This window comes from Bifidobacterium sp. LH_730 (genome assembly GCF_056355835.1).
Window position 1 is genome coordinate 21,678 of the sequence record NZ_JBKETB010000001.1, and the last position, 21,811, is coordinate 43,488.

General features: G+C 64.5%; 19 protein-coding genes. 7 read left to right on the forward strand and 12 right to left on the reverse strand.

Annotation, left to right across the window (positions count from 1 at the left end; all coding sequences use genetic code 11):
• The first annotated feature begins 212 nt into the window (after window positions 1–212).
• Entirely contained in the window at window positions 213–893 is a 681-nt protein-coding gene (locus AC1AUD_RS00060; RefSeq protein ID WP_476570910.1) for a hypothetical protein, read from the forward strand.
• Between the two features lie 364 nt (window positions 894–1,257).
• Window positions 1,258–1,731 (forward strand): hypothetical protein, encoded by a 474-nt coding sequence (locus AC1AUD_RS00065; protein WP_476570912.1) that lies wholly within the window; start codon window positions 1,258–1,260, stop codon window positions 1,729–1,731.
• Here the strand turns inward: AC1AUD_RS00065 and AC1AUD_RS00070 are convergent.
• The 3 genes from AC1AUD_RS00070 to AC1AUD_RS00080 form a co-directional block, all read right to left on the reverse strand.
• Entirely contained in the window at window positions 1,658–2,056 is a 399-nt protein-coding gene (locus tag AC1AUD_RS00070) for a hypothetical protein (RefSeq protein WP_476570913.1), read from the reverse strand. The two genes, AC1AUD_RS00065 and AC1AUD_RS00070, sit on opposite strands and share 74 nt — an antisense overlap.
• 461 nt (window positions 2,057–2,517) lie before the next feature.
• Window positions 2,518–7,011 carry a hypothetical protein gene (locus AC1AUD_RS00075; protein WP_476570915.1) on the reverse strand — a complete coding sequence of 1,498 codons (4,494 nt, stop codon included), beginning with the start codon at window positions 7,009–7,011 and terminating at the stop codon, window positions 2,518–2,520.
• 45 nt (window positions 7,012–7,056) lie between these two features.
• Window positions 7,057–8,637: a competence protein CoiA family protein gene (locus AC1AUD_RS00080; protein ID WP_476570917.1), complete on the reverse strand. Its 1,581-nt coding sequence runs from the start codon at window positions 8,635–8,637 to the stop codon at window positions 7,057–7,059.
• A gap of 112 nt (window positions 8,638–8,749) precedes the next feature.
• Between AC1AUD_RS00080 and AC1AUD_RS00085 the strand changes: the two genes are divergently transcribed.
• From AC1AUD_RS00085 to AC1AUD_RS00095, 3 genes are read left to right on the forward strand one after another with little or no spacing between them, the layout of a single operon-like run.
• A complete protein-coding gene (locus tag AC1AUD_RS00085) occupies window positions 8,750–10,045 on the forward strand; it encodes a hypothetical protein (RefSeq protein ID WP_476570919.1) in 1,296 nt (431 codons plus the stop codon).
• A gap of 23 nt (window positions 10,046–10,068) precedes the next feature.
• Complete coding sequence (locus AC1AUD_RS00090; protein ID WP_476570921.1) at window positions 10,069–10,536, forward strand: hypothetical protein; 468 nt, start codon at window positions 10,069–10,071, stop codon at window positions 10,534–10,536.
• Window positions 10,533–10,922: a hypothetical protein gene (locus tag AC1AUD_RS00095; RefSeq protein ID WP_476570923.1), complete on the forward strand. Its 390-nt coding sequence runs from the start codon at window positions 10,533–10,535 to the stop codon at window positions 10,920–10,922. The genes AC1AUD_RS00090 and AC1AUD_RS00095 overlap by 4 nt, the downstream gene beginning before the upstream one ends.
• A gap of 132 nt (window positions 10,923–11,054) precedes the next feature.
• On the opposite strand, the gene AC1AUD_RS00100 is transcribed toward AC1AUD_RS00095, so the two are convergent.
• From AC1AUD_RS00100 to AC1AUD_RS00110, 3 genes are all read right to left on the reverse strand, one after another.
• On the reverse strand, window positions 11,055–12,083 hold the full coding sequence (locus tag AC1AUD_RS00100; RefSeq protein WP_476570925.1) for a nucleotidyl transferase AbiEii/AbiGii toxin family protein: 1,029 nt from the start codon (window positions 12,081–12,083) through the stop codon (window positions 11,055–11,057).
• Window positions 12,064–12,594 carry a type IV toxin-antitoxin system AbiEi family antitoxin domain-containing protein gene (locus AC1AUD_RS00105; RefSeq protein ID WP_476570927.1) on the reverse strand — a complete coding sequence of 177 codons (531 nt, stop codon included), beginning with the start codon at window positions 12,592–12,594 and terminating at the stop codon, window positions 12,064–12,066. The genes AC1AUD_RS00100 and AC1AUD_RS00105 overlap by 20 nt, the downstream gene beginning before the upstream one ends.
• Window positions 12,595–12,813: 219 nt before the next feature.
• Window positions 12,814–13,392 (reverse strand): hypothetical protein, encoded by a 579-nt coding sequence (locus tag AC1AUD_RS00110; RefSeq protein WP_476570929.1) that lies wholly within the window; start codon window positions 13,390–13,392, stop codon window positions 12,814–12,816.
• Between the two features lie 128 nt (window positions 13,393–13,520).
• Between AC1AUD_RS00110 and AC1AUD_RS00115 the strand changes: the two genes are divergently transcribed.
• A complete protein-coding gene (locus tag AC1AUD_RS00115) occupies window positions 13,521–15,842 on the forward strand; it encodes an RICIN domain-containing protein (protein WP_476570931.1) in 2,322 nt (773 codons plus the stop codon).
• An 81-nt stretch (window positions 15,843–15,923) separates the two neighbouring features.
• On the opposite strand, the gene AC1AUD_RS00120 is transcribed toward AC1AUD_RS00115, so the two are convergent.
• From AC1AUD_RS00120 to AC1AUD_RS00145, 6 genes are all read right to left on the reverse strand, one after another.
• Complete coding sequence (locus AC1AUD_RS00120; RefSeq protein WP_476570933.1) at window positions 15,924–17,114, reverse strand: hypothetical protein; 1,191 nt, start codon at window positions 17,112–17,114, stop codon at window positions 15,924–15,926.
• A gap of 42 nt (window positions 17,115–17,156) precedes the next feature.
• Window positions 17,157–18,842 (reverse strand): hypothetical protein, encoded by a 1,686-nt coding sequence (locus AC1AUD_RS00125; protein ID WP_476570935.1) that lies wholly within the window; start codon window positions 18,840–18,842, stop codon window positions 17,157–17,159.
• A 61-nt stretch (window positions 18,843–18,903) separates the two neighbouring features.
• Window positions 18,904–19,074 (reverse strand): hypothetical protein, encoded by a 171-nt coding sequence (locus AC1AUD_RS00130; RefSeq protein WP_476570937.1) that lies wholly within the window; start codon window positions 19,072–19,074, stop codon window positions 18,904–18,906.
• Window positions 19,075–19,200: 126 nt separating this feature from the next.
• The gene (locus AC1AUD_RS00135; RefSeq protein ID WP_476570939.1) at window positions 19,201–19,470 is read right to left on the reverse strand and encodes a helix-turn-helix domain-containing protein; all 270 of its coding nucleotides are present in this window, start codon (window positions 19,468–19,470) and stop codon (window positions 19,201–19,203) included.
• 201 nt (window positions 19,471–19,671) lie between these two features.
• Entirely contained in the window at window positions 19,672–20,913 is a 1,242-nt protein-coding gene (locus tag AC1AUD_RS00140; RefSeq protein ID WP_476570941.1) for a zinc ribbon domain-containing protein, read from the reverse strand.
• Between the two features lie 128 nt (window positions 20,914–21,041).
• Window positions 21,042–21,527 (reverse strand): type II toxin-antitoxin system RelE/ParE family toxin, encoded by a 486-nt coding sequence (locus tag AC1AUD_RS00145; protein WP_476570943.1) that lies wholly within the window; start codon window positions 21,525–21,527, stop codon window positions 21,042–21,044.
• Window positions 21,528–21,620: 93 nt separating this feature from the next.
• On the opposite strand from AC1AUD_RS00145, the gene AC1AUD_RS00150 reads away from it, so the two are divergent.
• Window positions 21,621–21,809 (forward strand): hypothetical protein, encoded by a 189-nt coding sequence (locus tag AC1AUD_RS00150; RefSeq protein WP_476570945.1) that lies wholly within the window; start codon window positions 21,621–21,623, stop codon window positions 21,807–21,809.
• Window positions 21,810–21,811 lie beyond the last annotated feature (2 nt).

The window sequence follows — 21,811 nt, forward strand, 5'->3', positions numbered from 1 at the left end:
CTCCTAGTGTTGTTTCCGCTTCGCAACCCCTCGCGCGGGGGGATTGTGGCTTAGTCTAGTCAGTTTCCGCTTGGCCCGGGAGTCGCGTCCCACATGGGGCGTGTCCCGGCTTCGTTCACCCATTGCATGCGTCCGCGAATTGCATAGGCGTCTCGAAAGGCGATGAAACGTATTTGCCACATTGGCAATTGCAGTATTTTCGTCATGTGGATTTGGCTGACGTGATTTCCCTGAGCATGTCTGGCGTCTCATTGCTGTTATGTCTGTTCACCAGCGTTCGGTCGATACGTCGCGAGCCTTCGATTTTGCTCAGCTTTGAACGCCTTGATTACGTTCCCGATGAAACCGTCATATGGAACAGCGATCTTTCGGATGCCATCGAGCCCTACGCTGTGATGGAAGTGATCAGTGACGGAGGTGCCGATCCGATTTCCTTGCAGGCCAAGGGCTACCGTTGCCGAGTCGCGCTGTATGTAAAAGGACGGCATGTCCCCAAGGCCCATGCAAAGGATTTCCAGGATAGGAGCATCCGCATCGCCATATACGGCCCTGGTCTTCTGGATGAACCATCGAGACTCGCTCAGGTCATGGTCGAGACGGAATCGGGAGCGGATAAGCATCCGCGCAAAAGATTCAAAGCAATCAGCGTCGCCTCTGTTGCACATGGAGAATATCCGGAAGCGAACAGGCATCCGATTTGGCGTTTCTTGCTGATGCCATGCAGATTCATTTACTCCCGTCGCCTGCGGTATCTCTTCCATCATCGGGATGAAGCCAGTCTTTGCCGGAATGAGAGGAAAACCATGCGGGAGGGTTTCTCATGGCTCTGGCTTTCCTCAGATCCCTTACAAGACTCCCGTCGATCCACCTCGCTGCCACCGCGCGTCGGATGAGTCGACGATCCGCCGGAGTGTCCTCGCGTTTCGCCAGACGCGCCAGACTCTCTCCCACCATGCGAGCCTCGTCTTCGTCCATCACGCCCACGTCCGAAAGGAGCCGGGGGTCGAAACTCTCCAGGAAATTCCTCAGCCTGCCGTGTGCCATGGACGCCCCATATGCGTCGACGGCATCCGACAGGGAAAAACCGGCCGAATGACATCGTTCCGATGCCCGCACGACACGCGTCCACGTTGACGCGGCCTGCCGGGGCGAGCCCCCGCCCGGCCCGGGAGTCGCGTCCCGCATGGGGCGTGTCCCGGCTTCGTTCACTAGGCGTATGCGTCCCCGCGGTTGATGGGGCGACGCATAGGCGGGGGCATGGTTGCTCTTCCCGTCGAGGTCACGCTGACGGCCCCGGAGGATCCCTCCCCGTATCCCCTCGCCGGCCATTCCTTTGTCCGGCTGACCTGCGTGTGCACGCTGATATTCGCCGTATGGCTCCTGGCCGGCAACGGCCGTTTCGCATGGCTGCCGGCGGCGCCTTTGTGCGTGTCGTGGGCGAGGATAATGTGGCGTCGGCGCAAGCGCCGCCTGTATGAGCGCATGGACTCGTACATGGCGCAGTTGGAGCCGGTCCTCCGGGCGCCCTGTCTGTGGGGCGAGAGCCACGGATGGGACCCGTGGTTCGCGGTCGCCAGCGACGACCGGGCGCATGGTCTGCGCGAACTCAGACTCCATGTGACCCTCCTCCCGTTCTCGAACACGGCGAAGGTGAGGGTCAGCGAAACAGCACGTCGCCCACGGCCCGGGCCACGGTCCTCAGGGACGGGGCGGGAGGAATGGTCGGCGTGAGCGTGTCCACCATCGGGACCATGCGTTCCGCCCGGTCCCTTTCCTTGTCCACGCCGAGGAGCCTTGCCAAGGGAGCGTCGGTCGATTCCGATAGGAACACTGGCCGGAGCATGGGCTTGGCGAAGCCGTCCCACATCGCCCGGAGCCGTTGGGGATGGGGATCGACCAGGATCATGTCCGCCGCGAGCCGCGCGTATAGGCATCGGGCGCGCATGATGCTCGCATCCATGAGTTCCGTGAACGCGGAAGGCATGGAGATATGCCTGTCCTGCTCGACGGGGTCGAAGGAAACGCGGCCGGAGCGCCCTTCCGTCGACACCAGCATGTCATCGCTTCCAATCCTGGCCCGCACCTCATATGCAGTCCCCGCGAGAAACTGGAACCCGGTCCCGGTCACAGCGCGAACGTGGGAGGCGTCGTCATAAGCGCCCTGTTCGCATGCGAGGACGCCGAACCCGTCCCCATGCAGAAGAAGCCTGCACCGATGCCCGTCCACGGGCTCCTTCAGCAAAGCCTCGATTCTCAGAAAACCAGAATCGTCCTCTCTTGCGACCCTCTTCCATTGCGACAGGGGGACCAAGGCGCGGTCGGACGGATCGAAGACACCCCTCAGACCCGTGTGGAACGGATGCAATACATATTCCTCGCTCACATGACCGCACGATACGCGTCCACGTTGACGCAGGCCGCCGGCAGACGACCCCCTTGTCCACTATCGGAAAGAGGAGGGGCGTGGTTCGGGGAGACACGATGTCCCTCCGAACCACGCCCTTATATATAGGAGCGTCAGGCCCTGCGCCGCCGCCATCCCAGCATGGCGAGCCCACCGGCGAACAATCCCGCCAGCAATGCGAGGCCGCCCGCGCGCACACCCGTGTCGGCCAGCATCCCCGCGGGATTGTTTTCCTCGGCGGAATCGTCCGAACCATCCCCGCTATCGGCCGCCGCATGCTCGAACCGATAGACGACGGACCTGCCGTCCGGGCCGGTCAACGTCCACGTCTCCACATCGCCATCCCGTTGACTGGCGGCGGTCCACCCGTCGGGCAGGTTGTCGAAGCGGATGGCCGCGTCCTTGCCGACCCGGATGGTCGCGCCGGGCTTCATGTCGACGGGTTTGCCGTTGACGAGGATGGTCACGTCCCCGAGGCCGTCGTCCGCGTCAGTCTGCCGGTCGAACCGGTATTCGGCGACCACTGTGCCGTCGCCCGTGGTCACCTTGAGGCTGCCGCCCCTGTCGTCCGCCGTCCACGTGGCCGTCAGTCCGTCGGGTAGGTCGGCGGCGGTGGGGTCGCCCTGCGTGGGGATGGTCCACGGGCCGTCCTTTAGCGGGTTGAAGTTCTTGATCGGCCGTCCGTTCACGCTGACGGTCATGTCCTTGAGGTCCGTGCGCATCCATTGGCGGACCACCTGGTATTCGATCGCGTACTTGCCGTCGGGGCTGGTCAGGGTCAGTCCGTCCATGGTCCATCCGTCGGGCAGGTTGTGGAGGGTGAGCGTGGCGGTCATGCCCACTGTCGTGGATTGGGTGGCCGTGGTGGGGTCGAACCCTTGGACGGGTTTGCCGTCCGCATGCAGGCCCACGCCGGTCAGATCGGCGGGCCCGTATTCGTTCGCGAACCGGTAGACCGCCTTCAGGCTTCCGTTGGACACGGTGACCTTCCACCCGTGCCCGTCCTCGACGGTGGTGGCCTTCCATCCGGCGGGCACGCCCGACAGTTCGGGTTTCACGCCGTTGGGCAGGGTCCATGAGCCGCCGTTGACGGGGTCGAAGCCGGGCACGCTCGCGTTCGCGACCGTCACGTTCTTCAGGTCGTTGAGCGTGGGCTTCGTCTCCGGCTCGGTTTTCTCCCGGAACCGGTAGGAGACGCCGACCTTGCCGTCGGGGCTGGTGAGCCTGCGGCCGAGCCCGTCCGACGTGGGCATGCTGGTCCACCCGTCGGGGATGTCCTTCAACGTGATCTTTCCGGTGCCGGCCGGCACCTCGAACGTGCCGCCCTTCACCGGGTCGAACCCTTGGATCTGCTTGCCGTCGGCCCACGCGGTCACGCCCTTGAGGTCGTCGGCCGTGTATTCATGCGCCTTGGGTTGGAACCGCCAGACGACGGACAGGCCGTCCTCGCTTGACACGGTGAATCCGAGGCCCGTGTCGAGCCTGGCGGCGGTCCAGCCGTCCGGCAGTCCGGTCAAAGTGACCTGTTCCGTGTCCTCGGGCACGGTCCACGTGCCGTCCCGGGTGGGGTCGAATCCCTGGACGTGCCTGCCGTCGGCGAGCACGGTGACCGCCTTCAGTTCGTCGAGCGAATGCGCGGGCGTGGCGGGCGTGAACCGGTAGGTGACTGTCACGCTCCCGTCGGGGCTGGAAACGGTGAAACCGAGCCCGTCCGTCAGCCGTTCGCTCGTCCACCCCTGGGGCACGTCCTTCAACGTGACCGTCTTGGTGCCGGCGGGCACCGTGAATTCGCCGCCCGCCGGATCGAAGCCCTGGATGGGTTGGCCGTCCGCCAGGGCGGTCACCTGTTTGAGGTCGTCGACGCTCCATGAGGGCATGGCCTCCTGGAAACGGTATTCGACGGTCACCTTGCCGTCTGGGCTGGTGACGGTGAACGTGAGGTTGTCCTGGGAGGGGACGGCGTTCCATCCGTCGGGCACGTTGCCGAGCGTGACCTTCTTCGTGCCGGCGGGCACAGTGAACATGCCTCCGTTCACAGGGTCGAACCCTTGGATGGTCTTGCCGTCGGCCTTCGCAACCACCTGCTTGAGGTCCTGCGCGCTGTAGGAGGGTTCCGGCGTTTGTTCGGGCGTGAACCGGTAGGAGACGCTGATCTTGCCGTCGGGGCTGACGACGGTGAACGAGAGGCCGTCCGCGGATGGGCTCGCGGTCCACTTGTCGGGCAGGTTCTCGAGCGTGACCTTCTTCGTGCCGTTGGGCACCGTGAACTCGCCGCCGTTGACCGGGTCGAAGCCTTGGATGGTCTTGCCGTCGGCCTTCGCAACCACCTGCTTGAGGTCCTGCGCGCTGTAGGATGGCTCGGGTTCGGGCTCCTGCTCCGGCGTGAACCGGTATTCGACGGTCAGCTTGCCGTCCCTGCTGGCCAGGGTGAAGCCGAGCCCGTCCTCCAGGGGCGTGTCGATCCAGTCGTCGGGGATGTTCTCGAGGGTGACCGTCCTGGTGCCGGCTGGCACGGCGAACGTGCCGCCGTTGACCGGGTCGAACCCTTGGACGGTCTTCCCGTCGGCCTTCGCGACCACGTTCTTGAGGTCCTGGAGGCTGGGCTCCTTGGCGGCTTCCTGGAATTCGTAGGTGACGGTGAGTTTGCCGTCCCCGCTGGTCATCGTGTATCCGAGCCCGTCCCCGAGGGGCGTGCCTGTCCAGCCCTGCGGGATGTTCTCGAGCGTGACCTTCTTCGTGCCGTAGGGCACCTGGAACGTGCCTCCGTTGACCGGGTCGAACCCTTGGATGGTCTTGCCGTCGGCCTTCGCGACCACGGTCTTCAGATCCTCTTTGCTGTAGGAGGGGCCGGGCGTCTCGGAGGGCGTGAATGTGTAGGTGATGCTGAACGTGCGGTCGGGGTCGGTGAGCGTGTGCCCGATCCGCCCGTCGGTCAGGGGGACGGCGGTCCAGCCGGACGGGATGCCGGTCAGGCGCACGCCGGCGGTGCCCGTGGGCACCGGGAAGTCGCCGCCTTTGACCGGGTCGAAGCCGGGGACCTGGCTGCCGTCGGGCAGGATGGCCTTCACGTTTTCGAGCCCGCTGGCGGGCGCCTGCCAGTCCTTGTGGTTGACGGTGAGCAGCGTCTTGCCGTCGTCGCTCGAATACACCGCGTTCGAATCCGTGTGGCTGGTGCGCGTGAGAGTGACCTTCTTGAGGTCCTTGTTGTTGTGGACGGTCACGTCCACCGTGTTCCCAGGCAGGCCGCCGGTGGTGGTGACTGTGGCCATCCACACGCCCTGCTTGTTCTTGGCCAGCGGGTAGTCCATGCCGTTGATGGTGGCGGTGCGCGCTTCGACGAGGGTCTTCGTGCCTTGGTTGACGTCCATGGTCACGTTGGAGCCCGTGTACCGCCATGTGGTGGTGTCGACGCGTTCGCCAGTCAATGGGTCCGTGTAGCCGGTGGCCCGGCCGACCGGATCCTTCAAACGGCCGATCGTGTCCTTGACGATCGTGTCCTTGCCGTCGTCAAGCGTGGTGGTGACGGTCAGCGTGTCGGGCATCGTGGCGAGGGTGACGGCGGGAATCGTGTTATCGCCGGTCGGAGTGTCGCGCAGCCGCCAGACGAACGGGTCCTTCGCATCCTGGCTCAGGGTCCATTGGTCGCCCGATTCGACGCTCACGCTCCGGCTTTTCACCGGCGTGGAGAACGCGAACGTCCTCTTGTACCCGTTCGCCTTGGCTTTCAACGTGATTTCGGTCCGATAGTCGCTGGCCTTGGTCTCGGCGGTCCATCCGGCGGGGATCCGCGACAATTGCACGTCCGCCTTGCGCGCCACCGTGTAATCAGTCTTCCTGTAGTCGAACCCATTGACCGTCTTGTTGCCGGCGGTGGCCTTCAAGGCGGCCAGGTCGCCCAATCCGGGGTCGCCCAGTTTGACCCCGTAGAACCAGTAGGTCTTGGACGTGAGGTTGTTGGGGCTCGTCCAGTCGACCGACACCATGCCGCGCCCGTCCGGCAGCTTCGTCTCGTACACGTTCCGCTTCCAACCCGCCGGCTCGCCCGACAGGCGCAGCACACCATCCTCCGGCAGGTCGGAACGCAGATCATACTCAGTCTTCCCACTGTCCCAACCCGATAGGGGCTCGTCATTCACCGTCGGAATGATCGAATCCAACTGCTTCGTATCAAACGAAGCAGGCAATCCGAATTTGAACACGTAGTTGATGATGGTGGTGCCGTCGGGAGCGACAATGGTCTTTTCCACACGGACCTCGCCGTTCGTCTCGGCATAATTGCTTGTCCGAAGAGTCCATCCCTGCGATTGCTGAGGAAGACGAAGTCCGATGTGGATGTTGTTCTGCGGATCCCACGGGAACAAGTACGGGCCCGCCTTGCGGTAGTCGAACCCTTCCACAGGATGCTGAATCGTACCGCCATCCGAATGGTCGATATAGAAAGCGGACACGCCCTTCAGATCCTCGATGGAGTACCTGGAGGAGGCGGCCATGATCCCCGTGTCGTTCGTGTTCTGGATGTTCGCGGCGATGGCGGTCTGGGGTATGGGTGTGGCGAGTGTGAGGATGGCGAGTCCGGCGGTGGCGGTGGCGACGATTCTGGAGACCATGCGGAGCCCTTTCTTTGATGGCAAAGTCCGATGCCGGCGGCGATGCTATGCGGACAGAAGATGGCTCCCCGCGTTGGTTGACTGGAATTCCGTGGGTCTGCCCATGGTCGGCGGCCACCGTTCGACGGGTATGAGCAGCGGGTCCACGGGCCCGTCGTATTCTCCCAGGGGCCGGAAGCAGTCGGGGCATGTCCATCGTCCGCCGCCTGTGGGATCGCAGTCGAGGCGCGCCATGCCGTCGCACCGTTCGTTCTGGCCGGCGAGCGCCCACTCGTGCCCGCACTTGGGGCAGACGGCATGCCGGGAGGGCGTGACCTCGACGAGCGGATGTTGGTCGATGTACTCCTGTTGACCGGGGTCGGAGGCTTGGCGCGTCTCCTTCAGCCAGTCGATGCGGCCGCGTTCGCGCTCCGCGGCTTCCCGCCTCCATCGTTCGGGCAGGCCGTCACCGTATTCCTTCCATTTGCGTTCCCATTCGGCATGGAGGCGTTCGTCCCGGGTTTGTTCCCGGCGGATCCTCCGCTCCTCCCTGCGCCTGAGCTTGGCCCGTTCATCGGCTTCGCGGCGTTGCCCGGCTTTCTCGAACGCGCCCTTGCGGGCGGACAGCAGCGTCTTCCATTGGTCGATGGTCGAGTCGATTCCTTCGATGCTGTCGGGCATCGAGGTGTCGATCATGCGCGCCAGCATGGCACGGTCTTCCCCGTCCAGCCATTCGGCGGTCCACTCCCATATCTGTCTCAACGCGCGGATCGCCTTCTCCCATCGTCGGACGGCGGCCTCCCATGCCCTGCGTTCGCGTTCGAGCCGATCCGCCCGCTCCTCGGCCTCGCGCTTCTCCCGCATCTTCCGTTCGTGCCGGGGCCGTCCCTCGGGCTCGCCGTACAGGTGCGCCCTCAGATGTCCGAGCCGGTCCTCGAGGTCAATAGTTCGCACGCTCATGCGTTGCAGCACGTCCCGGACGAAATCATGGGGCGTATGCCATCGATGGCGGTAGAACACGTTGCCGTCGTCGGACAAAGGGAGGCGGGTGGCGTTGCCCATGAGCGGCAGATCATAGTCGAGGTCCCAGAGGGGACTGTCGTGGGACATGCGCCTGGGGTCGAGGTTGTTGTCCAGCCAGACGCATTCGACGCCCGCCTCCAGGTAGCGCAGGGTGCGGGTCCGGTAGTCGGGCGGCGTCTGCCTGGAATGCTGTATCTCCAAGGCGACCGGAGAGGCGAGGGGCGCTCCCTCCACCCACACGTCGGCGATCCACGAGCCGTCCGACGCCATATGCTCCACGTCCGCCTCCAGTCCGGCGGCGGCGCACGCATCCCGGTACAACCATTTCAGCCTGTCGTGGAGTTCGGTTTCGCCCGCCTCATAGGCGGCGCGCAACCGGTCCTGCAGGGTGGGCGCGCATCCCGGCCAAGTCGCGAACCAGCGCGGCCGCATGCCCGCGGTCATCAGGTCGGGGGAGCGGCGCTTGCACACGAGCGGCGTCCGGGAGTCGGGCGAGAACAGGCATCCCTCCCTGCCACGCTGGCGTTGCAGTTGGGCTAGGCGTTCGAACTCGGCCGGGGAGAGGGCGCTTGCGTGGACGATCCTCTCCCGGCCATCATCGGCGACGAGGATGGCCTTATCCACGGCACCCGTCCAGTAATCGTTTCCTCATGCCCGCGCCCATGCGTCGGCGCGTCCTTCCCTGTGCGCGCGTATCGTCCTTGTCTCAGGGAGAAAAGTCCGACAGGAGGAGCGTATGGACGACGGGCGCAATGTGCGGCAGATCGCGCAGGACATTGATGCGAAGGCCGAGTACGGCAACAGGCTGGCCGAACAGGGCAACATGCTCGCCGCGGCCCAGTTGGGTGCCCAACTCGTGCAGGCCCGCCGACAGGCGGAGGCGAACAGGCTCCAAAAGGAAGCGCTGGGCCTGCAACGGGAGGCGAACCGGCGTCTGGAGGAGATCGGCGTCACCCAGGAGGAGCTGGTCGCCCTGTCCAAGCGGTCGAACCAGATCGCGGACCAGAGCCGCCGCTCCCTGGAGGCGTTGCGCGCCAACGTGTCGGAGACGAACCGGCTGCTCGGCGAACAGACCGGCGCCATCCGCGAAGTCCGCGACACGATCCGCGAACAGACGAGAACGCAGATCGGCATGGGCTTCGCCTCATGGAGGCAGACCCCGGAGGGCGCGAAATACCTGGAATGGGCGAAACGGGCCGGCGCCACCCTCAGGCTCATCGACCAATACACGGAACGCATGGGCGTCGCACGCCAAAAGGACGACGAACTGAACGCAAGGCGCCTGTTCGCGGAGCGATACGAGCCGAAGGCCCTGCCCGCCAGGCCCATGGAGCCGGACGTGCCGGACGCGGCGAAGACGCCGGAACCCCAAAAACCAGGGGAATTCACGGAGGTCATGCCGTCGGAGATGCTGGGCTGCGGCACGAGCCTGCTCATGCTGATAGGCGGCGCCGTCGCGGGAGGATACCTCGCCGACCCGAACCTGGTGGCCGTGCCCGCCGGCATGGCCGTCGGATATGCGCTCTCCCGGATCATTGCCAGAATCTTCTACAGGCCAAGCAAAGCAATGCTGGAGAAGCAGGCGGCGTGGCGCGAACGCAAGGAGGCCCACGAGGCGGAAATCGAACAGTACGAGGCCGCCAAGGCCGGGGAGACGGACGAGCTCAAGGAGGCGCGCCGCGCGTACTGGGATTGGCGGAGGAAACTCGGCCAGTGGGATGACGCCTGCAATAAGACGAACGCGGACAATCAGACGCAAAGGCAAAGGATGCTCGCCGTCGCCGCCCTCGATGCGCACGGCAAGACCGTGCCCGCCACCCATTGGGCGGCATCCAACCCGTTGGAGCATGCGCGCGGCATCATGGCGGTCATCCAGGGCGTCGCGAAAGGCGTGTTCCCCATGCCCGACCAGCTGCCAGACCCGGGCATGCCCCCGTTGGCGAGGGTGGAGAGCCTGCCCGCCGAGGCATTGCACATGCGCGCCGAACTGGAGCTCATCCACGGGGAGAACGCGGAGCCCGTGGAGGAGTAGTCCCTGGACGCATATGGTTCCGCATGACGTTCATCAAGAATCATGCGAAACCCTTGGCAATCCTCCTCGCCGTCCTCATGGTCGCCGGCATCGCCGTGGGCGCGTGGGCGTGGCACGCATCCTCGTCCACGGCGGACACGGAGGCCCTGTCGAAGCCGGTGAGCCTCGGCGCCCAGGCGGACCTGGAGTCCGGGCATGTGAGCATCGACTCCATCAAACGCGGCAAGGACCATGTGACCGTAAGCGTGACATGGACGAACGCGACGACCAGGGACCAGTCGTTCGACGAGACGCTCACCATCCGCGCCGGGCAGGGAAAGAAGTGGCTGGCGCGCGGCGACGATTCCTCCACCCGGACCATCTGCCCGGTCGGACAGGCCTGCGAGCTGACGTTCGAATACGGGACCGACAAGCCCCAGGATCCCGTGAAGGTGAAGGTGCGCGACACGTTCGCGACGAGCAACGAGAGCGTCGACCGGACTTTCAAGTGAGACGATCCGACGACTGGGTGGCGCGCGTCCACATGGTGTGGGATGGCGCGATCCGCCTGCGCGAGGCCGCGTTCGACCCCGACCCGGGAGTGCGCGCCGCCGTCGCCGGCATGCCCGGCCTGGATGCGGACATCCAGTCAAGGCTCGCCAGGGACCCCGATCCGCGGGTGAGGGTCATGCTCGCCTCGAACCCAAGCCTCGGCCCCGAGGCCATGGGATTGCTCGCCGCCGACAGGGAGGCGAGGGTAAGGCGGAGGCTTGCCCGGCGAGAAGACCTGCCGGCCCCGGTCAGGGAAAGGCTGCGGCTCGACCATGATTCCCAGGTGCAGGCCCAGTGGGGCGACCCCATGGTCGCGTGCATGCTCGCACAGACGGAGGAAGATTAGCGGCGGGTGCCGCGCCTTCGCCCCGGCAGTAGTCTTGGAAACTCTTCAACGGACTTTTGCGATGGGAATGGTGCGACCCTGGATTTCTGCGGGACGGAGCCAGACCTTTATGACAAGGATGCCGCTCTGCTGCTACCTTTTGAAATCCCATTGGCCGGCGCCGGCCGCGCCCCGAGGCCTATGTCCCTGTCTCCCGGCGGAGACGGGCGCGGCCCTGCCTTCGAGACGCGCCAATTCCTCCGCCTCCTCTTCGAGCAAGGGCATCACGGGATGCCGTAGGGCGCTGAGTCTGTCCCAGTAAGCTCGCCACTCATTGCGATGGTTCACGTCGACCTGTTTGAGGAGTTCCTGCGTTGTGTCCCAGCATTCGTCGAAGGGCATGCTGATCTTGCCTTCGTCGAAGACCTCGCGGAATTCGGGCTTCCTGCCCGCGTCGAGCATGGTGGCCGCATGCGGAACGGATTTCTGGGTCCTTTCGATCAGGCGCACGTTCTCCCTGAGCTCGTCGAGCGGCGGCACGTCGATCTTCGCCAGCAGCGCGATGTCGGCGAGGTCGCGTGCGCGGGGCGGATTGTCTGGGTCCACGGGCTTGCTCACCGCGTGCAGCTTGTCCGCCAATTGGTCGGCGGGGCTGATGAGAAGAGGGGTCGTCGGATGGAATCCCAGCTCCTTGAGAAGGGCCAGCGTCTCCTGGTCCGCGTCTTTCATGGCGTTGCGCATGAAGCCGGAAAGGTCGGGGGATGCCTCCACGTCGAATGTGCAGAACGGCTGTCCCAGGTACATGAGGCGGATGGTGTAGGGGCGCATCCCGGTGAGCGGGTTCGGCCCTTTCTTTCTCCGCTGTGGTTCGATGCTGCCGGTGAATCCCTCCCATCCCTCGGCGAGACGGTCCGCCATGGATTGCTCGAATGTCTCGATGTCCTTGACTGTCATGTCGAAGTCACGGGATTTGCGCACATGCAGGACGTCCATGCGCAGTGACATGGCGGCGCCGCCCTTGACCATCTCCTCGTCCGTCAGGAATTGGGAGAGGATCGCGTTCTGGAGTTTTGTGAACGCCGCGGACTGGGAGGATTCCGGCAGGCTGTTGATTTTTCGTTGGAGGAGCTGCTGGAATTTGCGGGACGATCGCGGTTTGCCGTCACCAAGCGAGAAGGGCATCTTTCTCCTTGTCGTCGATGTAGTGGCGCTGGGCGGCGTCGGATACGATTTCCTCCCATTTGTCGCCGTCGATGGAGCCCTTCGTGTCCCAGAGGGCCTGTCGGACGGTGGTGGAGGGGATGCCTCTCGTGGTGGTTGTCTTGCTTGGTTTTCTGCCGACGATGAACCTGTATCCCTCGCGTCTGCGCTTTCGCCTGGGCACGATGAAGGTGAACGGCTCGTTGCCTATGGTGCCCAGTCTCTTGTATTCGATCACGCTTTTCCCCGCGAGCACGGCGTCCCGTCCGGCCCTCGCGTAGGCCTTCTCCAGGGGGAGTATGGACCAGTCGATGCGTTCGTCGTCCAGCCACCACACGTAGATGCCGTATCCGGACGAGTCCACGTCGGGGTCGCGGCTGGCCCACCTGCGCAACGCTTCCGGCGTGACCCCCGCGTCGCGCGCATCTCCCACGGTGATGACGCCGTTGCGTCTGATGGCGATGGGCTTCAAAAGCTCTGGCACTGAGGCCATCGGAACCTCCCTATTCTGTCACGGTTCGTTACATTATACGGCGAGGTCCGTCAAAGCGGCAAACTGAGGATTCCAGAGCTTGACTTCACGCCATCAGGGTCGGCAAGACATGGGTCATCGCCCGCAAGGACGTCGAACGACTCCTGGCCAACAAATGCCCCTTTACAGAAGGCAGGTCGAAGTCCGGCATCGTTTTGACGCCGGACCCCGAACCTTTCCCTAGCCTTCCCTAACGACGGTTAGCCCGTTCGCCTCCATGATCCGGTCGATGTCGTCGGGCGTGAGCTCCGTGTCCTCGCTTCTGCATGATCCGGTTTCGAAGAGGATCCCGTGGGCGGGCATGAGCACGAGCCGTGGCTCGCCCAGATGGTCGGACCATATCGTCTTGTCCGTTTCGTCCAAACGACGCGCATGGTCCACCGGGAAAAGACGACGGAGATCGTCGGGGGAGCAAAGCCCACTATGGACGGTCCCGGACTCCGGGGGCATGGGCGCGTCGCCCGATGGACGGCCCCGCCCCGCTCCGTCCAGCAGCCGGTCGAACTCCCTCAACCGTTCCTGCCTGTCGGCGAGGATGGAGAACATGCCCTCCACGTCGCCGGGGTGCCCCTCGATCCAGTCGTCCATCCGGTCCGCGAGTCCATTGTTCCACTTGCGGACGGCCTGCATGACCCTGGCGCTGGCGCCCCGCTCGTAGTCGAGCATCATGCGCCGTTCGTCGTACCATCCGTCGTCCCTCATGTAGGAGGCGCACAGGCGGTGGGCGCGCAGCGCGGCCGTGTCGCGTTTCGAAGCCATCCCGTCTCCTTCCTTCGATCCCGTGTCCGGCGGCACGTATGCGTCCCTGCGGACGCATGCCCGTATGCGGGCAAGGGGATGCGCAGGGTGCGTATCCCGGCCCGCAACATAGAAGGAACGCAACGACAATGGGATCGAAGAGAAGGATTCTCGCCCTCATGGGCGCCATGGCCATGACGGCCACCTGCCTCGTGGCCTCGCCCGCGGCCTTGGCGGACGATGGGAGCATCCGGGATTGGAACCGCCTATCGGACCAGGCGAAACGGTCCAGCTACGGATGGTTCGCATGGACCGCGCAGCACGGCGGCAACGCGTTGGACCGTCGGCTCGCCAACGACGCGATGAACGAGTTCAACGGGAAGGGCCAGTACGCGTCCAAGACGCGGTTCGGCGCCGAAGGGGATGCGACCAGCGTGGAGAACACGCGCGCCGCCCTGAAGCTCCTCGACGACGCGAGCGCCACGCTGCAGGGCATGACGAACGAGCCTTGCCGCGCGGACCTGCCCGCCGGCAAAGGCCGCAAATGCGACGACCCGAACAAGCGGATCAACCGGTTTAGGGCCGGGTTCCGTCTCCTGGGCGCGGCCCAGCAGCATGCGAACCAGGCCGCCTACCTGCCCGAGCACCAGGGGCACGGGATGTACGGGGAGAACCTCGAATGGGCGTCCACCCTGTACGACGAGGACGGGTATCCGACGAGCGTGCGCCGCTGGGTGGACGAGGAGCGTCCCGCCTACGACCGGAGGAACGGCGAATGGGTGTCGTCAGGCGACGACATGAACGGACACTACATCAACATGACCCGCCCCAACCTGACGTGCAGCGCCTACGGGATCAGCACCTATAGGGACGGCGCCTACCCGTATGCGCCGAACACCGTCGCATGGAACTACACGCAGTACTACGGCGACCAATGCTCCTACACGGGCGCGCAGATGCTCTCCATGTTCGACCAGTACATCGCCATGGTCGACGCGCAGCGGGTGGACCGCGCGCAGGTCGACCGGCAGGCCGCCCAGCACAAGACGGACCTGGCGGATGGCACCTACCGGTTCAAGGCGGGCACCGGGCTCATGCTCGACGTGGACGGCGCCAATCCGAAGCAGGGGGCGAACGTCCACCAATGGTCGGACAACAGGGGCGGCGCCCAATGGTGGGACGTGTCCCACGACGACAAGGGATACGTGACCCTGCGCTCCTCCTACGGGACCGTCCTCGACGTGAACGGCGGCGTCGCCTACGACGGGGCGAACGTGCAGACATGGAACGCGAACGGCACCTACGGGCAGAAGTGGATCGCCGTCAAGGACGGGGACGGCTCATACCGGCTCCTGTCGGCCGCGAACCCGAAGTGGGCGCTCGACGTCAACGGCGGAACCTCAAGCAACGGCGCCAACGTGCAGACATGGACCGCCAACGGGTCCAACGCGCAGAAATGGACGCCCATCGGCCTGCCGTCCGGCGACAAGGACAAGGAGGGCCGGTCGCCCGTCTACCGGTTGTACAAGCCGTCCACCGGCGAGCACCTGTACACCATGGGCCTCGGAGAGTACGCGAGCCTCGTGCGCAAGGACTGGCAGGGCGAGGACATCGCCTTCCACGCATGGGACAAGGACAGCGGCGCCGGCGACGAAGTCTACCGCCTCTACAATCCGGCGACGGGGCGCCACCACCTGACCATGAGCGTCAACGAACGCGACATCCTCGTCAAGAACAAGTGGCGGTACGAAGGCGTCGCCTTCCGCTACAAGACCACGGACCCCACCATCTACCGGGGCTACGATCCAGGCACCGGCGACCATCTGTGGACCCTCAGCAAACCCGAATTGGACAACGCGGTCAGGAACGGATGGCGTGACGAGGGCATCGCCTTCGGACAGGGCAAGGACAGGAAGCGGGAGGCGGGCTTCACCGACGTCGACTCCCGCACGCCCCACGCCAAGAGCATCGACTGGATGGACGCGAATGGCATTTCGACCGGCTGGTGGGAGGACGACGCGCACCGCACCTACCGTCCGGCCTCGCAGGTCACGCGACAGGATTATGCCGCGTTCCTCCACCGGCTCGCCGGCGGCAAGGACAACGCAGGGACGTCGAAGGCCTTCGCGGATGTGACTGAGTCCACACCCCACAAAACGGACATCGACTGGGCCACGGCCGAAGGAATCATTGCCGGATACGGGGACGGCACCTTCAGGGGCATGAGCCCAATCCAACGCCAGGACGCGGTCGCCATGCTCTGGAGGCTCGCCGGTTCCCCGGAGCCCGCGAAGGCCGCTTCGTTCACTGATGTCGACGAGGCGACCCCGCACGCGAAAGCCGTCGCCTGGGCGCAGGAGACCGGGATCACCACCGGCATGCCCGACAAGTCGTTCGGCGTGGGCAGGCCCATCATCCGGCAGGACATGGCGGCCATGCTGCGGCGGGCGGACGCCATCATCCGGGGCTGATTCCACGCAGTCATCCGATATGGGTCGGCCCCGGTTCGGAGCGTTCCTCCTGACCGGGGCCGACCCATATCGGCTGCCGGCTCACCACACGTCCGCCGTCAATCGTCCGACCATGTCCTCGCTGGCCGCCTTCAACGCCTGCTTGAGGTCGCCGTCATGGTCGCCGGCCCGGTGGACCCTGATTTTCCCCGTGGGATCGACCCCGGGGAGGGTCGCGTCCCTGGTCGTGACCACGAAGGAACCATGCTTGCGGTCGTATTCGAGCAGGACGACGCGGCTCGTGACGTACTTGTCGGACCGCCAGCCCATCCTGTTGCCTTCGTAGCGTTTGTCCTTGAATCCGACCAGGTCAGGCCTGTTCTTGATGGCCCGGCCGATGATGTTCTCTCCCTGGATGCGGATCTCACGGCTGCCCGGGTATTCCGCTTCGACATCGGACTCGCTGCCTTTCTCGAACAAAGCGGTCCTCGGATTCTCCCCGCCCCTGTCCTCCATCCAATAGTCGCCGTCGTCGCCCCACGTGCATTCGGTCTCGTAGCAGCCCTCGTTGCTGTCGGAATCCCACAGTTCGCTGGACTTCTCCAACTGGTCGAGCCTCACGGGATCATCGATGGAGTCCATGTACATGCCTTCGAACCAGTGGCTGTACTCGTACTGGTTCTCCCACGCCTTGTACCTGGCTTTCGCCAGGTCCGTGGGGAACGCCTTCTCGAACTGCTCCATGGTGATGTAGTCGCCGTATTCGTTGACCTGCACGCACTGCTCGTAGGGGGCGATCGCGCGCGTCCTCCTGTTGTTTTCGCTCATCGCGGTCAGCTGGTCGCGCACCGCCTCGAGATGCTTCTCGGCCTCCTGGTAGTCCTTGGGCGTCCACCGGTCGGGGATCAGGTCGAACCCTTGTTCGCGCCGGCGTGAGATCACGTCCTTCAACTGGCTCTTCGTGACGTACTCGCCGTGCTCCTCGCCCTCCACGTCGCCACGGTAGAATAGTTGGATGCGCTCGAGCCCGGCGAAGCGGATGTGCGTGATCTCATCCACGTTCTCACCCTCGGCCATCAATTCCGCGTGCTCGTCGAGCGCGGCCTTCAGATCATCCTCCGTGTAGTCCATGCCGAGGATTTTCCGCGGCCAGTCGGCCTCTCGCGGCATATCGGCCGGGGGAAGGGCGGGCAGGTCGTCCACGACCCCATGCCCTGAGTCCCCACCCGCGTATTGGCCTCCGGTGGGGATGCCGCGCGGCTCGTGCCTCATGCCGTTCCTATCCGTGACCATGATCCTCTCCTTCGGTTCCGTTGTTCTGGCATCTGGCCGGGACTATGCGAAATGGCGGTCCATGAACGCCATGACCTCGTCCTTCATGTCATTCAATGGCTGGTAGTCGAACTGCCCGGCGTACGCGTCGGGCGTGTCCAGGAAACTACTTTGGGAGCCTTTCGCGCGTTCGCTCATCCACAGTTCGCCCGCCCTCGCGAAGATCTCCGTCGGAGCCAGATACCGGTCCGGATCCCCGCTGATCCGGCTACGGTCCACCGTCGCCTGGTAGTGGTCGACGATCCGCCGGAAATCCGGGTCCATGCTCACCTGCCTGCCCTTCGGATCGTTGGTGAAGTCGAGGTGGTGGAAGTATTCATGGGTGAACGACGAGGGGTGCCTGGGGTCGACGGCGATGTTGTGCAACCCGTGCGCGTCGGTCGAATACACGCCGGTAGCCCGGTGCCGCCCGGTCATGCGGAAACGCAAGGTGGCGCGCACCTTTTCCCTGGGCATCAGGCTCTTGTACCGCGCGTATTCGGCCCCCAATCGCCTGAACTTGCCGAGGTCGACGCTGTCATCCACCTCGATCCGATCGAAATCCTTCGCGAACTCGCTCTCACGGCCCGCACGGTCATGCTCCGGATCCCGGTTCCTCTTATCCTCCTCCACGGTCGCGCTGTGCGCCGTCCTGGCGCGCTTGGCGAACGCCTTGTTGCGCTCGCTGTCGGTCTCGTCGCGGAGCATGGCGAGCACCGTCGTCCTGTACTGTTCGGGCAGGTCACGACTGCGCACGTCGGCGAGATGGCCGCCCGCCTGCTTCGCGTCCTTGATGCAGCCGATCTGCTCGAGGTTCGCCTTCGTATGCTCCAGGTACTCCTCCAATGCGGGCGCGTGCGCCTCGAAGTCGCCTTCCCCGCCGGGCATCGAGTATGGTTCGTTCTCCACGCCGGCCCGCGCGCACATGCGGTCCCAGACGCCGCTGGCCGCGTACATGTGCGCGTTCGCGAGGCCGGCCGGGCGTGACAGGTTGGCGACGAGGAGGTTCCTTCTGTCGTTGTCCAGCAGTCCGATGATGGCGCGGCGGCGCACATCCGGATCCATCAATCCCATGCGGTCGATGACCTGGTCGCAGGCCTGCAGGTCGCCGAAGTCGACGACGCGCACCTTCAGGCCGTTCCGGGTGAACGAGGCCGTGGGCTTGTTGGTCACGCCCGCCTTCCTCGCGTCGGTGACGAACACGACGCGGGTGCCGTCCCAGTAGGTGCGGACCTCGGAGTTGGTGCGTTCCTTGAGAAGCGCCGTCTCCATGTCGACCAAGGAACGGCAGGCATTGACGCTCTTCTCCCGCGCTTCGCCCGTCAATCGCGGGTTCACGCCGAAATCGCAGGCGTCGTCGAGCACATGGGCTTCGCCCCACAGGTTTTCGATGGCCTGCTTGTTGGCTTGGTCGCGGTCGCCCTCGAAGTTGTCGTTCAGGTATTTCGCGAGCTTCGACTGGATGCGCACGCTGTCCTCGTCCGGACCGACCGCGGGCACCTTCCCCTTGCGGTCCTCGCGCAGGGGAAGCCGGTCGGCCAGCAGGGTGACGATCCTCTCGCGTGGCTCCGGGGGAGCGGCTGGTTCCTCCATGCCGGGCAGGGGAGGCAGGTCGTCCGTCACCCCATGCCCGTTGCCGCCGCTCGCATATTGGCCGCCGGTCGGAATGCCCTTCGGCTCATGCAAGCGGCCGCGCGCGTCCCTCACCATGACGAAGCCTCCTCCCAATCCAGTGGAACGGGAGGAGGCTATGCGAAGAAGGGAAAGGCCGTCACACCTCGGGAGTGAACGGGTAGACCTCGCCGTCGATCTCATACCCGTATCCCATATGGCCTCCGAGGGCCGTCACATACATGGCCAGGCCGTCGATGGCAATGGAGTCTATTTCCCCGCCCTCGATGTCGAGGACCGCCTGCTCGGACAGGCCGGTCTCCTCCATCATTCGGGGATGTCCCAGCTTTGGCCTCGCGCGACGCCTTCAACGCCTTGAAGCCGTCGAACCAATACGTGGAGGACCCATGGAATCGCTCTTCTTCGGATGCCACATCGCAGGCTCCTCTTTTGTCGATCATTCTTCCACTGCGAAGGGATAGCGGACTCCGTCCAGCGTGTAGCCGTAGTCGACGCGGCCGCCTAGGGCCCGCACGTAGACGACGAAGACGTCGATCGGAACCTCATCCATCATTCCATCCTCGATGAGTCGGACCATTTCGACGGGGAAGCGTGTTTGTTTCGAGGCTTCCACGATGGTCCATCCTTTGGCCTCGCGGGCCTTGCGGATGGCTTCGATTCCAGCCAGCCAATGCTGCGTCGCCTTATGGTATTCGTTCTCATCCATGCCGTTTATCCTTTCCGTGAACTACACGCCACCTCGGAGAGGTGGCGGCTTCGCGGGTTTCGCCCCATTGCCGGGAGTCTCGTTGGATTCCTTTGGTCTTATGTGTGGGCGGATCGTGGCTGGCGATGCTACCGCGACCCCGTTCACGGGGTCATCCTGTGATGCCGGTCGTTGGCTTGGCGTTGTCGGGATGTGCGTGGGTTAGAAGGCCCTGCAGGCGCAGTGGGGTCCGATGGGAGCGTCCCTGGGTTTGCGCAGGTCCCCGTGGCCCAACGGCCTGTCCTTCAGAGCGATCATGTTGAGCGCTGAGTGGAGGTCTCGTTCCTCCGTGGCGCCGCAGTATGCACAACGCCATATCCTCTCGGAGGGAGGGGTGGGTGTGCGCCTTCCGCACAGGCGGCACCATGCGGTGGTCGGCTGCCATCTGTCCAGGACGATGACATGCGGGTCGGTCTTGAGCATGGCGTACAGGCGGCCGAGGATGCCGCCATGCAGCTTCGCCCCGCCATACCGTTTGTTCCAGCAGGCTATCCGCTCGTCCTGCACGACGAGGGTCCCGTACTTCGGTGTCGGGCCCGCGACGAGACGCCGGTGTTCCTCGCGGGCCGCGCATGTCCTCTGGGCCCGGAGACGCTCCTGTTCTCTGCGGTACTGGCGGTTCGCCTCCCTCCAACCCTTCGATTCCTTGGTCCGTCTGCCCATGCGACGAGCCCAATACCGGGCCTTGCCGGTGTCGGGATAGCGCCGGTTGGTCTCGGTGCCGTCTGATTCGGTCAGGTCCGTCTTCATGCCCGCGTCCATGCCTCCAAGAGGAATCTCCGGCTCGCGGATCTCGGCGGAGCCGGTCTTGTCCCTATGGCAGGTGACGGCAAGATAATAGCCGCTGGCTTTGCGCAGGAGTTTCGCGTTGGCTGGCTCCCAACCCTCTGCGATCTGCCTCATGCCGGTGGCGTGCATCCACCCGGGGATCCTCTCGACCCGGATGTAGTTGCCATGGATGGCGTAGGTCTTGCCGAACTGCTTCAACGGGATGCTGTCCACGCTTTTCACCGGCCTCAACGCGCCGACCTTCCGGCCGGTTCTCTTCAAGCCGGCGAGGCCCTTGACGTTGTCCTTCGCCCGTTGGACGATGCCCTGCTTCGTCTGGACGCCGATATGGTCGAGTCTCCGCTCCTCCCGCGTCCCGTCCGGCAGCGTGACCGTCACCGTCGACGGGATCGCGTAGCCCTTGACGCTCTCCGCCGACACCACGTCGTTGTACAGGTGCCTGGCGTCGCGGAACAGGCCGTTCAAAGCCTCTTTCTGCGCGGCCGTGAGCTTGCGGTAGTCGACCTTCACCGTGAACGTCCGGCACTCCTGACTCTTGCGCCGTTCGCGCGTCCTGCGCCGCGAAGACTTGATCCTCTGGCTACGCACCCACAAAGCCGACCTGTCCAACGGCATCCCTCCCGTCACCTCCGCGATCCGGCGGGCAAACGATTACCCGACGACACCCATGCGTCCGCACGCCATCCCCCCGGAAAAAGCCAGACGCGATTCACCTCCCGCCTAAAGAGGCGGGAGCACTCTCACTAAACCTGGTAGATTTCGTCCGCAAGGTCGTCCGCGATCGGAATGTTTCTGTCATACCATTTGTTCCATGCGTCCCGCTTGTCTCCGGCCACCAGCATGACGGCCTTGGATTCTGGATCGAATAGGAATAGTATCCGGATGAACGATGATAGAGGTCGAAGCTCCTTCATGTTCGAATGACGGGAGCCGACGATTTTTCCCACGACGGGCCGTCTCAACGCCGGCCCCAATTGGGAAAGATGCTTCATGGCTTCGCGGACCTTGGTCTGATCGGACTCGGAAAGCCCCTCATGCCATTTGCATATTCGAGTGGAGTCGATTCGATAAGGGCCGTATCCGGGTCCGGAGAAGGGCTCGTCGAGATCGACCGGAGTACCCGGTATCGGCGGTAGGTCGCTGACGTCTCCGTGTCTGCCGCCCTGGTCGGCCCATTGTCCTCCCGTCGGAATGCCTATGGGCTGGCGGCGTTGGTTTCGTCGGCTCACGTCTGTGGTCCTTTCGCTGGACGCATATGTTTTGCGAAAGGCCTTTATGCGGAGACTTTTGTTGACTGCTTCGCTACGGATTGGAGTCTTGGAATGAGCCGCCACACGGTCGTCACCTCGATCAGCATCGACCCGGACCTGCGGGAGCAAAGCCGCCCCATGCTCGAATCGCTGAACCTGGGTCTCAGTCAGTACATCGACATGGCCCTCCGCCAGCTCGTCGTCCAGCGGCGCGTGCCCTTCCTCATGGAGGCGCCCGCCGAACCCGCGGACGCCTCCTGAAC